Genomic DNA, 14,599 nt, shown 5'->3' with positions numbered 1-14,599 from the left:
CCGAGACCGGAGGTCAGCCCCCGTGGACGCCCTGCGCCTCGATGCGAACGTCGTCGACTACCTGCTGGTCGCCGTCTACTTCGCCGTCGTCCTGCTGATCGGCTTCGCGGCCCGCCGCCGCGTCTCCGACAGCCTGGACTTCTTCCTCTCCGGGCGCTCCCTGCCGGCGTGGGTGACCGGGCTGGCGTTCATCTCGGCGAACCTCGGCGCGGTCGAGATCATCGGGATGTCGGCCAACGGCGCCCAGTACGGCATGCCGACCATGCACTACTTCTGGGTCGGTGCGGTGCCCGCCATGCTCTTCCTGGGCGTGGTGATGATGCCCTTCTACTACGGGTCGAAGGTCCGCAGCGTCCCGGAGTTCATGCGCCGGCGGTTCGGCACCGGCGCGCACCTGGTCAACGCGCTGTCCTTCGCGCTGGCCCAGGTGCTCATCGCCGGCATCAACCTGTTCCTGCTCGCGACCATCGTCGAGTCGCTGCTGGGCTGGCCGTTGTGGATCTCGCTGATCGTGGCCGCCGCGGTGGTGCTCAGCTACATCACCCTCGGCGGGCTGTCGGCGGCCATCTACAACGAGGTCCTGCAGTTCTTCGTCATCGTGGCCGCGCTGCTGCCGGTCACCCTCATCGGCCTGCACCGGGTCGGCGGGATCGGCGGGCTGATCGACCAGGTCACCGCGGCCGGCAACGAGGAGCAGCTGCGGTCCTGGCCCGGCAGCGAGCTGTCGACCTTCGAGAACCCGGTGTGGTCGGTCGTCGGGATCGTGTTCGGCCTGGGCTTCGTGCTCTCGTTCGGCTACTGGACGACGAACTTCGTCGAGGTGCAGCGCGCCATGGCGACCAAGTCGATGTCCGCGGCCCGGAGCACGCCGATCATCGGCTCGTTCCCGAAGATGTTCGTGCCGTTCATCGTGGTCATCCCGGGCATCATCGCCGGCATCCTGGTGCCGGAGATCCAGCAGCTCAAGGCCGGTCAGGACAGCAGCCTGCAGTACAACGACGCGATGCTCGGGCTGATCCGGGACGTGCTGCCCAACGGGCTGCTCGGCGTCGCCATCGCCGGCCTGCTGGCCGCGTTCATGGCCGGCATGGCGGCCAACATCTCGGCCTTCAACACCGTCTTCAGCTACGACCTGTGGCAGCAGTACGTGAAGAAGGACCGGCCCGACGGGTACTACCTGCGGGTCGGCCGGTGGGCGACGGTCGGCGCGACTGTGGTCGCCATCGGGACGGCGCTGATCGCGTCGGGCTACAGCAACCTGATGGACTACCTGCAGACGCTGTTCGGCTTCTTCAACGCGCCGCTGTTCGCCACCTTCATCCTCGGCATGTTCTGGAAGCGGATGACGCCGACCGCGGGCTGGGCCGGTCTGGTGTCCGGCACGCTCGGCGCCGTCCTCGTCGCCGTGCTCAGCGAGGACGCGCTGGGCGCGGCATCGGTCGGCGTGATCCCGCTCAGCGGCCAGGGCGCCAGCTTCGTGGCGGCCAGCGCCGCCTTCGTCGTCGACATCGTGGTCAGTGTCGCCGTCACGATGGTCACCGCGCCCAAGCCGGTGGCCGAGCTGGCCGGGCTGGTGTACTCCGAGACCCCCCGCGAGCAGCGGACCGACCCGGAGGCGCACCGGTTGCCCTGGTACCAGTCGCCGACCAAGCTGGCGGGGATCTCGCTGGTCATGGTCATCATCCTCAACGTGGTCTTCCGATGAGCGCCGCACCCGCAGAGGAGCCGCACGTGAGCAGCACCGGACAGCAGCCCGACGAGCGCCGGGCCGGCGCCTTCGACGTCCGCAACGTCATCGCCGGCCTGATCGGGTTCTACGGCGTCGTCCTGGTCCTCATGGGCCTGTTCGCCAACGACGAGGCCGAACGGGCCAAGACCGGCGACTTCAACGCCAACCTGTGGGTCGGCATCGCGATGCTGGTCTTCGCCGCCGCCTTCGGGCTCTGGTCGCGGCTGCGCCCGGTCGTCGTGGAGGAGCGCCCCGCCGACGACGACCGGCCGGTGCACTGATCAGGACCCGTCGAGGACCGTCACCGGCACCCGCTGCACGAGGTTGTTGGCCATGCCCTGCCGGTTCCACGGTTGCTCGGTGGGCTGCGCGCCGACCGCGTCACTGGCACGGACGACGAACTCGTAGCTGCCCGGCTCGGCGGTCCACGGCAGGACCCAGGCCCGCCAGGCGAACGGGTGCGCCGGGTCGGGGGGCGCCAGGTCGGCCTCGACCCAGCTGCGCCCGCCGTCCGGGCTGACCTCCACGGAGGTCACCGGCGCCCGGCCCGACCAGGCCCGCCCGGTCAGCGTCACCGGCCCGGGGCGGCAGAAGCGCTCGCGGGTCATGAAGTCCGGGAAGCCGGGGGGAGTCATCAGCGCCCGCGGGGCGATCCGGGTCACCGGCTCGCCGGCGTCGTCCGCGTCGACCTTGAGCCGGTAGGCCGTGGCGTTCTGGAACCCGTCGAAGGGCCGGTCGAGGACCTCGATGCGGGTCAGCCACTTGACCTGCGCCATGCCGTACCAGCCGGGGACCAGCAGCCGCAGCGGAGCGCCGTGCTGGGGCGGCAGCGGCGCCCCGTTCATCGCCCACACGAGCAGCACGTCGGGGCGGCACGCCTCGGCCAGCGACAGGCCCCGCGTGTAGTCCTGCTCGACGCCGCGCTCGAGGCCGTGGTCGGCGCCGGTGAAGGCCACGTCGACGGCGGCGGAGGAGGGACCGGCCTCCTCGAGCAGCGGTGCCAGCGGGGTGCCGGTCCACTCGGCCGAGCCGACCGCCTCCAGCAGCCACGGCTGGCTGACCGGCCGGGGCTCGAGCCGGGCGCGGCCGTTGCCGGCGCACTCCAGCAGCACGCGCGCGGTGACGGCCGGCCGGCTCCGCAGCGCGTCGAGGTCGAGCCGCAGCGGCCGCTCGACCGCCCCGCCGACCTCCAGCCGCCACCCGGTGGGGTCGACGGCGGGGATGTCGTAGTGGGTGAGCACGTAGTGCAGGCCGGGTGGCGTGACGTCGTAGCGCAGCGCCTCCAGCGGCATCCCGTGGTTGCGGGTGGCCAGGGCCAGCTCGTCCAGGCCGATGCCCTCCCCGGGCTCGGCGATGCGGGAGCGGCCGCGGGTGGACACGTCGGTCAGGCTCATGACAGGTGTGTACGCCCGCCCGTCGTGCCGGGGAAGGGTCGTTCAGCGTGCGGCGCGGGAGATGGCGCCGGCCGCCTCCAGCACGGCGCCGACCACCTCGGGGGAGGGGCGGCGGCCCAGCCGCTCCACCGGACCGGAGATGGAGACCGCGCCCAGCACCCCACCTGCGGCATCGCGCACCGGCGCCGACAGCGACGCCACACCGGGCTCGCGCTCGGCGATGCTGTGCGCCCAGCCCCGCCGGCGGACGTCGAGCAGCGTGCGGGCGGTGAAGCTCGCCGCCGGCAGCAGCGGGGTGACCTCGTCGGCCGGGGCGAAGGCCAGCAGCGCGTGGGCGGCCGAGCCGGCGGTCATGGGCAGCCGCGCCCCCACGGGGACGGTGTCGCGCAGCCCCGAGGAGCGCTCGGCGGCGGCCAGGCAGACGCGGGTGGCGCCGTCGCGCACGTAGAACTGGGCGCTCTCCCCGCTGGCGTCCCGCAGCGTGGCCAGGTGCCGGCCGGCGATCTCGGCGAGGTCGGCGGTGCCGCGGCCCAGCTCGGCCAGACCCGGGCCGGGCGCCCACGCCCCGGCGGTCGTGCGGCGGACCAGGCGGTGCCCCTCCAGTGCCACCGCCAGCCGGTGCGCCGTCGCGCGCGGCAGGCCGGTGCGCTCGACCAGCTCGGCGAGGGTCGCCGGCTCCGCGGCGACGGCGCGGAGGATGGCCACTGCTTTGTCCAGCACGGCGACGGGGTTAGGCTGTCCCACACAGCAATACTCTCATCCCACATCATGGGATGGCCAGCAGGCCGCAGTGAGATCCGGACCCAGGAGGGACCAGCCGTGCCGAAGACCCTGGCGGAGAAGGTCTACGACGCCCACGTCGTGCGCAGCGCCGCGGGCGAGCCGGACCTGCTCTTCATCGACCTGCACCTCGTCCACGAGGTGACCAGCCCCCAGGCCTTCGACGGCCTCCGGGCGGCCGGGCGCACCGTGCGCCGTCCGGACCTCACGATGGCCACCGAGGACCACAACGTCCCGACGCTGGACATCCTCGCGCCGATCGCCGACCCGATCAGCCGCGCGCAGGTCGAGGCGCTGCGCCGCAACGCGGCCGAGTTCGGCATCCGGCTGGCCCCGATGGGCGACCGCGACCAGGGCATCGTGCACGTCATCGGCCCGCAGCTCGGGCTGACCCAGCCGGGCATGACGATCGTGTGCGGCGACAGCCACACCTCCACCCACGGGGCGTTCGGCGCGCTGGCCTTCGGCATCGGCACCAGCGAGGTCGAGCACGTGCTGGCCACGCAGACGCTGCCGCAGTACCGGCCCAAGCAGATGGCGGTCACCGTCGACGGCGAGCTGCCCCCGGGCGTCTCGGCCAAGGACGTCATCCTCGCCGTCATCGCCGAGATCGGCACCGGCGGTGGTCAGGGCCACGTCATCGAGTACCGCGGCAGCGCCATCGAGAAGCTCTCGATGGAAGCCCGCATGACGATCTGCAACATGTCGATCGAGGCCGGCGCCAAGGCCGGGCTGATCGCCCCCGACCAGACGACGTTCGACTTCCTCCGGGGCAGGCCGCACGCCCCGCAGGGCGCCGACTGGGACGCCGCGGTCGAGTACTGGTCGACGCTGCGCACCGACGAGGGCGCCGTCTTCGACCGCGAGGTGCGCATCGACGCCGCGACGCTGACGCCGTTCGTCACCTGGGGGACCAACCCGGGCCAGGGGCTGCCCATCTCCGAGCGGGTGCCCGACCCGTCGGCCTTCGCCGACGAGAACGACCGGCGCGACGTGGAGGGCGCGCTGGCCTACATGGGCCTGACGCCGGGCACCCCGCTGCGCGAGATCGAGGTCGACACCGTCTTCCTCGGGTCCTGCACGAACGGCCGGATCGAGGACCTGCGCGTCGCCGCCGAGCTGCTGCGCGGCAAGAGGATCGACCCGGACACCCGGATGCTCGTCGTCCCGGGGTCGGTCGCGGTCAAGGCCCAGGCCGAGGCCGAGGGCCTGGACCAGGTGTTCCTCGAGGCCGGCGCCGAGTGGCGGGGGGCGGGCTGCTCGATGTGCCTGGGCATGAACCCCGACCAGCTCAAGCCGGGGGAGCGCTCGGCCTCCACGAGCAACCGGAACTTCCAGGGCCGGCAGGGCAAGGGCGGCCGCACCCACCTGGTCAGCCCCGCCGTCGCCGCGGCCACCGCGCTCACCGGCCGCCTGACCGCCCCGGCCGACCTGGCCGACGCCGACGTCCCTGCTGCTGTCTGACCACCCGCCCCGCCACCCCAGACAGGGAGTCTGACCCCGATGGACGCGTTCACCACCCACACCGGCACCGCGGCCCCGCTGCGGCGGACCAACGTCGACACCGACCAGATCATCCCGGCCGAGTACCTCAAGCGGATCACCCGCACCGGGTTCGAGGACGGCCTGTTCGTCGCCTGGCGCACCAACGAGCCGGACTTCGTGCTCAACAAGCCCGAGTACGCGGACGCCTCGATCCTGGTCGCCGGGCCGGACTTCGGCACCGGCTCGTCCCGCGAGCACGCCGTGTGGGCGCTCATGGACGGCGGGTTCCGCGCGGTGATCAGCTCCCGGTTCGCCGACATCTTCCGCAACAACTCGACCAAGGCCGGGCTGCTCACCGTGCTGCTGCCGCAGGCCGACGTCGAGGCGCTGTGGAAGGCGATCGAGGCCGACCCGGCCACCGAGGTGACCGTGGACCTCGAGGCCAAGGAGGTCCGCTACGCAGGCGTCACCGTGCCGTTCGAGATCGACGACTACACCCGCTGGCGGCTGCTGGAGGGGCTCGACGACGTCGGCCTGACCGAGCGGCACCTGGCCGACATCGAGGCCTACGAGGCGGCCCGCAAGCCCTGGCTGCCGAAGGCGCAGCCCGCCCTCCCCGCCTGAGGAGCGGCCCCGTCCTCCCCACCGCTCGCCAGCTCGCGGCGGTGCCCTGGACGGGGCCGGAGGGGCGGGGACGCACAGGTCGTCCTCGCCCCTATCGCGGCTCAGCGGGGGGCGGCGTCGTCGGGGTCGGGGTCGAAGTGGCGGTAGTAGTCGGCCGCCAGCGCCCCCGGCCGGCCGGCCAGGGCCCACACGCTGCCCTTCGCCGCCGGCGGGTGCAGGCGCCCGGCCACCCCGGCCCAGCGGACGCCCAGGCTCAGCAGGACCGACGGGATCGCCCCGCCCTGGCTGCAGACGATGGTCACCCCGGGTTCCTCGCGCGCCTCCAGCAGCCGCTCGACGACGGCGAGGCCCGCCCCCGGGTCGGCGCTGAACTCGACCTCCCCGAGCTCCGGACAGTCCTCCACCGGGAGGCCGAGCCGATCGGCCAGCGGCTGCACGGTCTCCCGGCAGCGGGTGCGCCGCGCGGTCAGCACCGCGGTCGGGGCGAACAACGGCAGCACCTCGGCCAGCCGCGCGGCCTGCCGGCGACCCTTGGCGTCCAGGGGCCGCAGGTCGTCGGGGCCGTCCCACTCCGACTTGTCCCCGGCCCGGCCGTGCCGCACCAGCAGCAGGGTCGGCTCCCGGGGGACGTCGGTGCGCGCGAGGTCGGCGAGCACCGCGCGGTCCGCGTCGTGGCTCACCTGCTCGGCGGCGTCCTCCACGGACAGCCAGCGCAGGTCGTCGACCTCGGAGTTGGCCGTGAACTCCCCGCCGGCCACCCGCATGAGCCAGTAGTCGACGCGCTTGGGACCCTCGGCGACCTCGTACTCGGTCCGCACGCTGCGCCGCCCGGCCACGACGGCCAGCCCCGTCTCCTCGACGGCCTCGCGGACGGCGGCGGTCAGCGCGTGCTCACCGGCGTCGAGCTTGCCCTTGGGCAGCGACCAGTCGTCGTACTTGGGGCGGTGCACCACCGCCGTCTCGACGCTCCCGTCGGCGGCCGGCCGCCACAGCGCCCCGCCCGCGGCGCGGACGAGCATCAGCCGGCCCCGCTCGCCTGCTCGGTGGCCGTCGCCATGAGCCCCGCCTGGTAGTCCCGCCCCTCCTGGCGGGTCCAGGTGGCGTCGGGCCCCAGCTCCCAGCAGCGGACGTCCTCGGCCATGGCCCGGTCGAAGACGTCCTCCAGGGTGCGGTGCGCCTGCTCGTCGCAGACCTGCAGCAGCACCTCCACCCGACGGTCGAGGTTGCGGTGCATGAGGTCGGCGCTGCCGATCCACCACTCGCCCTCGCCCGCGTTGCGGAAGTGCATCACCCGCGAGTGCTCGAGGAAGCGGCCGACGATCGAGCGCACCCGCACGTTCTCAGACAGGCCCGGGACTCCGGGCCGCAGCGAGCAGATGCCGCGGATGAACAGCTCCACCGGGACGCCCGCCGCCGAGGCTTCGTACAGCGCGTCGATGACCTGCTCGTCGACCAGCGAGTTGACCTTGATCCGGATGCCGGCCGGTCGGCCTTCCCGGGCGTGCCGGGCCTCGCGGCGGATCTTCTCCACCAGCCCGGCGCGGACCCCGTGCGGCGCCACCATCAGCCGGCGGTAGGTCGTCTGCCGCGAGTAGCCGGTGAGGGTGTTGAACAGGTCGGTGAGGTCGGCGCCCACCCGCGGGTCGGCGGTCAGGATGCCGAGGTCCTCGTAGAGGCGCGCGGTCTTCGGGTTGTAGTTCCCCGTGCCGATGTGGCAGTAGCGGCGGATGACGCCGCCCTCGCGACGCACCACCAGCGCCGTCTTGCAGTGCGTCTTCAGCCCGACCAGCCCGTAGACGACGTGGCAGCCGGCCCGCTCCAGCGAGCGGGCCCAGCTGATGTTGGCCTCCTCGTCGAAGCGGGCCTTGATCTCCACGAGGACGACGACCTGCTTGCCGGCCTCGGCCGCGTCGATGAGGGCGTTCACGATCGGGGAGTCGCCGGAGGTGCGGTAGAGCGTCTGCTTGATGGCCAGCACGTTCGGGTCGGCGGCGGCCTGCTCGATGAAGCGCTGCACGCTGGTCGCGAACGACTGGTACGGGTGGTGGACGAGCACGTCGCCCTCCCGCAGCGTGGCGAACACGCTCATGGGCGTCTCCCCCTCCGACAGCCGGGGGTGGGTGGCCGGCACGAACGGCTCGTCCTTGAGCTCCGGGCGGTCGAGGTCGACCAGCGCCCACAGCGCGGCCAGGTCGAGCAGGCCGGGCACCTGGACGACGTCCTCCTTGTCGACCTCCAGCTCGTTGATCAGGACCTGGAGGATCCGGGGGTCCATCGACTCGGCGACCTCGAGGCGCACCGCGGGGCCGAAGCGGCGCCGGGCCAGCTCGCGCTCCAGGGCCTGCAGCAGGTCCTCGTCGCGGTCCTCCTCCACCTCCAGGTCGGCGTTGCGGGTGACGCGGAACAGGTGGTGGTCGAGCACGTCGAGGCCGGGGAACAGCTGCGGCAGGTGGGCGGCGATGAGGTCCTCGAGCGGCAGGAAGGTCGCCTCGGAGTCGGGCGCCCCCACCGGCACGAACCGCGGGACGTTGTTGGGCACCTTGAGCCGGGCGAACCGCGGCGCCCCGGTGTCGGGGTCGCGCACCGAGACGGCGAGGTTGAGCGAGAGCCCGCTGATGTAGGGGAACGGGTGGGCCGGGTCGACGGCCAGCGGGGTGAGCACCGGGAAGACCTGGTCGCGGAAGTACTCGCGCAGCCGCTTGGCCTCGACGTCGGCCAGGTCGTCCCAGTGCACGATGCGGATCCCGGCGTCCTCCAGCCGCGGGGTGATGTCCTTGGTGAACACGTCGCCGTGCCGGTGCACGAGCTCGCGGGTCCGCTCGGTCACCCGCGCGAGCTGCTCGCGGATGGTGAGCCCGTCGGGGGAGCGGACGGTGAGCCCGGTGCTCTGCCGGCGCTTCAGGCCGGCGATCCGCACCATGTAGAACTCGTCGAGGTTGCTGGCGAAGATCGCGAGGAACTTCACCCGCTCCAGGAGCGGCAGGGAGTCGTCCTCGGCCAGCTCGAGGACGCGGGCGTTGAAGTCCAGCCAGGACAGCTCGCGGTTGATGTACCGCTCGGACGGGACGCCGGATCGGGTGGAGGGCACGCGGTCATCGTGCCGCAGCAAGGTGAACTGCGGGCAACGCTCAGGGGCGTTCGAGGGTCCCGGCCAGCAGGGCGCCGGTGTGCTCGCCCACACCGAGGGCCACGGCCGCGGCCAGGTCGGCGGCCGTGTCGACGTCCCGGGCCAGCCCGGGCCAGCTCCCGGTGAGCTCCACCGCGCCGCCGGCGCGGTGCCGCCCGGCCGACCCGGCCCCGAACGCGGGGGCGAGGTCGGTGCCGGCGGCGGTGAGCAGTGTCGTCCCGGTGCCCTGCGCGTCGGCGACGAAGCAGCGCGGCGCCGTCCCGGCCGCGGTCAGCGCGGCGGTCAGCTCGTCGGGGCGCAGTGCCGGGAGGTCGGAGGACAGCGCCGCGACCGTGCGGCTGCCGGCGGCGCGGGCGCCGTGGGCGAGCGCGGGGTTCAGGCCGCGGTCGGGCTCGTCGGGCACCGTCCGCGCGCCCAGCGCGGTGACCGCGGCGGCCGCCCGCGGCTCGTCGGTGACCACCAGGACCTCGGCGACGGCGGCCGAGGCGAGCGCGGCCGACACGGTGTCGGCCAGCAGGGCCAGCACCAGCTCGGCGTGGGCGGAGCCCGGCGGGCCGCCGAGGGAGGCGGTCAGCGGGGTCAGCCGGGTCTTGGCGACGGCGAGCCGTTTCGCCGGGACGACGACCGACCACCCTGACACGGGTCCCATGTGACCACACCGGCCTCGGGAGGGGGCGCTGCTCCCGCGCCGGGGACCCGGTGCAGCGCGGGGACGGGCCCAGGCCCGATCATGGGCGCAGATCACGTCCCGCGGCGGCAGGCCGCGGGAGAGGCAGGAGGGAGGGCGCCGGTGACCCAGGACCGGTCCCCGGGGATCGCGCGCCGACCGGGAGGTCCGCCGTCGCGGTGGCGCACGCGCGGGCGGATCCCGCCGGCACTGGCCCTGTGTGTCGCCGTCGTCTACCCGCTGGTCTCCCTGCTGTTCCGGGTGCGCTACCGGCACGCCGAGCGGTTCCCCCGCACCGGGCCGGTCATCGTGGTGGCCAACCACGTCTCGGTCCTCGACCCGCTGGCCTGCGCGCGGCTGGTCTGGGACTGCGGCCGCGTCCCGCACTTCCTGGCCAAGGCCTCGGTGTTCACCGGCGTGGTCGGGCGCATCCTCCGCGGCGCCGGCCAGATCCCGGTGGCCCGCGGCTCGGCCGACGCCCGCGCCTCGCTGACCGCCGCGGAGGCCGACCTGGCCCGCGGCAACGTCGTCGTCATCTACCCGGAGGGCTCGGTCACCCGCGATCCCGACTGGTGGCCGATGGAGGCGCGCACCGGCGTGGCCCGCCTGGCGCTCACCACCGACGCGGTCGTGCTGCCGGTGGCCCAGTGGGGGCCGCAGCGGCTGCACGACTACCACGCCAAGAAGCTCCACCTGCGGCTGCGGGTGCCCGCCGACTACCTGGTCGGCGAGCCGCTGGACCTCGCGGACCTGCGCGCGCAGGTCCGCGCCGGCCGGCCCCTGGGCGCAGAGCTGCTGCGCGAGGTCACCGACCGGATGATGTCCGCCGTCCGGGACCAGCTCGCCGAGCTGCGCGGTGAGCCGGCGCCGGCGACGTTCGCGCCGCGTCCGCAGCGCAGCCGGCCCGACCAGCTGCCGGGGAGCGCCGCGTGAGCCAGCCCGCACGGGAGCCCGGCACGCGGGCCGCCGTCCTCGGCGCCGGGTCGTGGGGGACGACGTTCGGCAAGGTGCTCGCAGACGCCGGCTGCGCGGTCACCCTCCACGCGCGGCGGCCGGAGCTGGCCCAGGTCATCACCGAGACGCGGGAGAACCCGGACTACCTGCCCGGCATCCGGCTGCCGGAGCGGCTGCGGGCCACCGCCGACCCCGAGGAGGCGCTGCGCGACGCGGAGATCGTCGTCCTCGCCGTGCCCTCCCAGTCGCTGCGGGACAACCTCGTCGAGTGGGCACCGCTGCTGCCCGACGACGCGGTCCTGCTGTCGCTGATGAAGGGCATCGAGCTGGGCAGCACCAAGCGGATGAGCCAGGTGATCTGCGAGGTCACCGGGGCCGGTGCCGACCGCGTGGCGGCGCTGTCGGGCCCGAACCTGGCGCGGGAGATCGCCGAGGAGCAGCCGGCCGCGACCGTCATCGCCTGCACCGACCACGAGCGCGCCGCGCAGGTCCAGGCCGCCTGCCACACGCCCTACCTGCGGCCCTACACCAACCGCGACCTGGTCGGCTGCGAGATCGGCGGGGCGGTGAAGAACGTGATCGCGCTGGCCTGCGGCATCACCGAGGGGATGGGCTTCGGGGACAACACCCGCGCGTCCCTGATCACCCGCGGGCTGGCCGAGACCGCCCGGCTGGGCACCGCGCTCGGCGCGGAGCTGACCACGTTCGCCGGGCTGGCGGGCCTGGGCGACCTGGTGGCCACCTGCAGCTCGCCGCTGTCGCGCAACCGCACCTTCGGGGAGAAGCTGGGACGGGGGATGACGCTGGAGGAGGTCCAGCAGACCACCCGCCAGGTCGCCGAGGGCGTCAAGAGCTGCCGCCCCGTCCTCGACCTGGCCCGCGCGCACGGGGTCGACATGCCGCTCACCGAGGCCGTCGTGCGCGTCTGCCACGAGGACGTGCCGGCGACGCAGATGGTGAAGGAGATCATGTCCCGCGAAGCGAAGCCGGAGTGAGCGACGGCAACCCGAGCGGAGCCGGGGGGAGCCGACCGTCCAAGGACGCGGCCGGGGGAGCGGGGTCCGCCTGGGGGGACGGCACCCGGTCGGTCCGGGCCGGCGAGGCGGACGCCGTCCCCGGGGCGCCGCTGCGTCCCTCGCCGGTCTTCGCCGCCCCGTACCACCTGGGGGACGCACCGCCCCGGGCCGGGGGAGCGGACGCCTACGCGCGCACCGAGCACCCGACGCTGCGGGTCTTCGAGGCCGCCGTCGGCGAGCTGGACGGCGGCCGCTGCCTGTCCTTCGCCACCGGCATGGCCGCGATCAGCGCCGCGGTGCTGGCCTGCGCGCGGGCGGGGGACCGCGTCGTGCTCCCCTCGGACGGCTACTACGCGACCCGGCTGCTGGCCCGCGAGGAGCTCGCGCGCTTCGGCGTCCGCGTGGAGTACGTCCCGACACCGGAGATCGAGGCGGTCGCTGCCCGCGGGGACCTCGAGGGCGCCGCGCTGGTCCTGCTGGAGACGCCGAGCAACCCGCAGCTCGACGTCTGCGACATCACCGCGGTCGCGCAGGCCACCCGCGCCGCCGGGGCCGTCCTGGCCGTCGACAACACCACCGCCACGCCGCTCGGGCAGCGGCCGCTGGAGCTGGGCGCCGACCTCACCGTCGGTAGCGACACCAAGGCGCTGACCGGGCACAGCGACCTGCTGCTCGGCCACGTCAGCACCGCCGACGAGGAGCTGTGGGCCCGGCTCAAGGCCTTCCGGGACCACACCGGGGGCACCCCGGGCCCCTTCGAGGCCTGGCTCGGGCACCGCTCGATGAGCACGCTGGACCTGCGGCTGGCCCGGCAGGCCGCCACCGCGGCGGCCGTGGCCGACCTGCTGGCCGCCCACCCGGCGGTGACCGGCCTGCGCTGGCCGTGGCGCCCCGGCGACCCGTCGTACGACCTGGCCACTCGCCAGATGCTGCGCCCGAACGGCGTGCTGTGCGCCCAGCTGGCCGACGAGGCCGCGGTGCGTCAGGTGGTGGCCGCCAGCCGGCTGTGGACGGCGGCCACCAGCTTCGGCGGGGTGCACAGCACGGTCGACCGGCGGGCCCAGTGGGGCGGGGACGCGGTCCCGGCGGGCTTCGTCCGCTTCTCCTGCGGCATCGAGGACACCGCCGACCTCGTCGCCGACCTCGCCGCCGCGCTCGACCTCCTGTGAGCCGCACGACGCTGGAGCGGGTGCTCGGCGCGGGCCCGGTGCTGCGCCGGGGCCGCGACACCGACTACCACGCGCTCGCCTGGCACCCCGGGGAGCCGCACCGCACCCGCCGGGAACTGGTCGGCTCCACCTGGGAGCCGCCGCGCACCGGGGTGCGGCCCCTGGCCTGCCTGGCGCACGTCACCGACGTGCAGCTGGCCGACGTCTGCTCCCCGGCCCGCTTCGAGTTCTTCAACGGGCACTTCGCCGACCCGCGGATGCGCGCCCTGGTGCCGATGCACCGGCCGCAGGAGGCGATCACCGCGCACGCGATCGACGCGCTGGTCCGGACGCTCAACGGGCTCTCCGGCGGCCCGCGCACCGGGCACCCGCTGCAGGTGGTGGTCACCACCGGGGACGCGATCGACAACGCCCAGTGGAACGAGCTCGAGCTCTTCCTCGCCGTCCTCCGCGGCGGTCGGGTGTCCCCCGGGGCCGGCCTGTCCGCCTACGACGGCGTGCAGGCCGCCGGCTGGCCGCACGACCTCTTCTGGCGCCCCGAGGGCGACGACCCCGAGCCGGACATCTACCGCGCCCGGCACGGCTTCCCCGACCGTCCGGGGCTGCTGGAGGCGGCGTTCGCCTCGTTCGCCGCGCAGGGGCTGCGCCTGCCGTGGCTGGGCTGCCACGGCAACCACGAGGCGCTGATCGCCGGGGTCGGCGTCCCGACCCCGGCCCTGGGCGGCCTCCTGCTCGCCGACCGCAAGCCGGTGGAGCTGGCACCGGAGGTGCCGCTGGACGACGCGCTGCGGCTGTTCACCCACTCCTCCGAGGTCTTCACCACGGCCGGGGCGCGCACGATCACCCCCCTGGCCGGGCGCCGGTTCATCGACCGCCGGGAGTTCGTCGCCGCCCACCTCGCCGACGGGGGCGAGCCGGCCGGCCACGGGTTCACCGAGGCCAACCTGCGCGACGGCACCGCCTACTACGCGTGGGACGGGCTGCCCGGCGTCCGGGTGGTGTGCCTGGACACCACCCGCATCACCGGGGGCGGCGACGGCTCGCTGGACCCTGCCCAGGCCCGCTGGCTGGCCGAGCGGCTGCGCGAGGTGTCCTCGGTGGTGGTCGAGCCCGACGGCACCCGGGTGGCCACCGGCAACGCCGACCGGCTGGTCGTCGTCATCTCCCACCACGGGTCCTCCACGCTGCACCGGGACGACCCCTGGCACCCGCGGCCGGCCGCGGAGGCCGGCGTCCTGGGCGGCCCGGAGCTGGTCGCGCTGCTGCACCGCTTCCCCAACGTGGTGCTGTGGCTCAACGGGCACACCCACGTGAGCGAGGTGCGCCCGTGGGCGCACCCGGAGGAGGCCGGCCGGGGCTTCTGGGAGGTCACCACCTGCGCGGTCGTCGACTGGCCCGGGCAGGCGCGGCTGGTGGAGTTCCTCGACAACGGCGACGGCACGCTGTCGCTGGTCTGCACGATGGTCGACCACGACAGCCCGGCGCGGCCGCCCTCCCCGCTGGACCCGGCCGCGCGGGAGCCCGCCGGGCTGGCCTCGCTGCACCGGGAGCTGTCGGCGAACGTGCCGTGGGCCGGGCTCGACGCCGGGCTGGCCGGGGGGCCGCAGGACCGCAACGTCGAGCTGGTGCTGCGCTCGCCGCTCAGACGCTGAGG

At 74.5% G+C, this 14,599-nt stretch carries 13 protein-coding genes; 8 read left to right on the top strand and 5 right to left on the bottom strand.

Translation table 11 applies throughout. From position 1 onward, the window contains the following. Positions 1-22: 22 nt before the first annotated feature. Entirely contained in the window at positions 23-1,705 is a 1,683-nt protein-coding gene (locus tag ACI79C_RS14735; protein ID WP_456946407.1) for a sodium:solute symporter family protein, read from the top strand. Between the two features lie 26 nt (positions 1,706-1,731). Continuing rightward, a complete protein-coding gene (locus ACI79C_RS14730; RefSeq protein WP_456946406.1) occupies positions 1,732-2,010 on the top strand; it encodes a hypothetical protein in 279 nt (92 codons plus the stop codon). Here the strand turns inward: ACI79C_RS14730 and ACI79C_RS14725 are convergent, their stop codons facing one another. Both ACI79C_RS14725 and ACI79C_RS14720 read right to left on the bottom strand, forming a co-directional pair. Next, on the bottom strand, positions 2,011-3,123 hold the full coding sequence (locus ACI79C_RS14725) for a sulfite oxidase (protein ID WP_456946405.1): 1,113 nt from the start codon (positions 3,121-3,123) through the stop codon (positions 2,011-2,013). It abuts the gene before it with no gap. A gap of 42 nt (positions 3,124-3,165) precedes the next feature. Beyond that, entirely contained in the window at positions 3,166-3,843 is a 678-nt protein-coding gene (locus ACI79C_RS14720) for an IclR family transcriptional regulator (protein ID WP_456946404.1), read from the bottom strand. Positions 3,844-3,942: 99 nt separating this feature from the next. On the opposite strand from ACI79C_RS14720, the gene leuC reads away from it, so the two are divergent. Continuing rightward, entirely contained in the window at positions 3,943-5,367 is a 1,425-nt protein-coding gene (leuC, locus tag ACI79C_RS14715; protein ID WP_456946403.1) for a 3-isopropylmalate dehydratase large subunit, read from the top strand. 39 nt (positions 5,368-5,406) lie between these two features. Next, positions 5,407-6,012, top strand: a complete 606-nt coding sequence (leuD, locus tag ACI79C_RS14710) for a 3-isopropylmalate dehydratase small subunit (RefSeq protein ID WP_456946402.1) — start codon at positions 5,407-5,409, stop codon at positions 6,010-6,012. A 101-nt stretch (positions 6,013-6,113) separates the two neighbouring features. Here leuD and ACI79C_RS14705 read toward each other — a convergent pair whose 3' ends face one another. The 3 genes from ACI79C_RS14705 to cofC are packed head-to-tail and all read right to left on the bottom strand — an operon-like array spanning position 6,114 to position 9,788. Further along, positions 6,114-7,031, bottom strand: coding sequence for an NUDIX hydrolase (locus tag ACI79C_RS14705; RefSeq protein ID WP_456946401.1), 918 nt, complete (start codon positions 7,029-7,031; stop codon positions 6,114-6,116). Further along, positions 7,031-9,100: an RNA degradosome polyphosphate kinase gene (locus ACI79C_RS14700; protein WP_456946400.1), complete on the bottom strand. Its 2,070-nt coding sequence runs from the start codon at positions 9,098-9,100 to the stop codon at positions 7,031-7,033. The genes ACI79C_RS14705 and ACI79C_RS14700 overlap by 1 nt, the downstream gene beginning before the upstream one ends. A gap of 40 nt (positions 9,101-9,140) precedes the next feature. Continuing rightward, a complete protein-coding gene (gene cofC, locus ACI79C_RS14695; RefSeq protein ID WP_456946399.1) occupies positions 9,141-9,788 on the bottom strand; it encodes a 2-phospho-L-lactate guanylyltransferase in 648 nt (215 codons plus the stop codon). Positions 9,789-9,929: 141 nt separating this feature from the next. Between cofC and ACI79C_RS14690 the strand changes: the two genes are divergently transcribed. From ACI79C_RS14690 to ACI79C_RS14675, 4 genes are read left to right on the top strand one after another with little or no spacing between them, the layout of a single operon-like run. Next, positions 9,930-10,739, top strand: a complete 810-nt coding sequence (locus ACI79C_RS14690) for a lysophospholipid acyltransferase family protein (protein WP_456946398.1) — start codon at positions 9,930-9,932, stop codon at positions 10,737-10,739. Next, a complete protein-coding gene (locus ACI79C_RS14685; protein ID WP_456946397.1) occupies positions 10,736-11,755 on the top strand; it encodes an NAD(P)H-dependent glycerol-3-phosphate dehydrogenase in 1,020 nt (339 codons plus the stop codon). The genes ACI79C_RS14690 and ACI79C_RS14685 overlap by 4 nt, the downstream gene beginning before the upstream one ends. Further along, positions 11,752-12,945 (top strand): cystathionine gamma-lyase, encoded by a 1,194-nt coding sequence (locus tag ACI79C_RS14680; RefSeq protein WP_456946396.1) that lies wholly within the window; start codon positions 11,752-11,754, stop codon positions 12,943-12,945. Before ACI79C_RS14685 ends, ACI79C_RS14680 begins: the two co-directional genes overlap by 4 nt. Beyond that, positions 12,942-14,597, top strand: coding sequence for a TIGR03767 family metallophosphoesterase (locus ACI79C_RS14675; protein ID WP_456946395.1), 1,656 nt, complete (start codon positions 12,942-12,944; stop codon positions 14,595-14,597). The genes ACI79C_RS14680 and ACI79C_RS14675 overlap by 4 nt, the downstream gene beginning before the upstream one ends. The last annotated feature ends 2 nt before the right edge of the window (positions 14,598-14,599 follow it).

This window comes from Geodermatophilus sp. SYSU D00697 (assembly GCF_054050175.1).
Note: the sequence above shows the minus strand (reverse complement) of the source record. Positions and strands in the feature narration are given on the sequence as shown.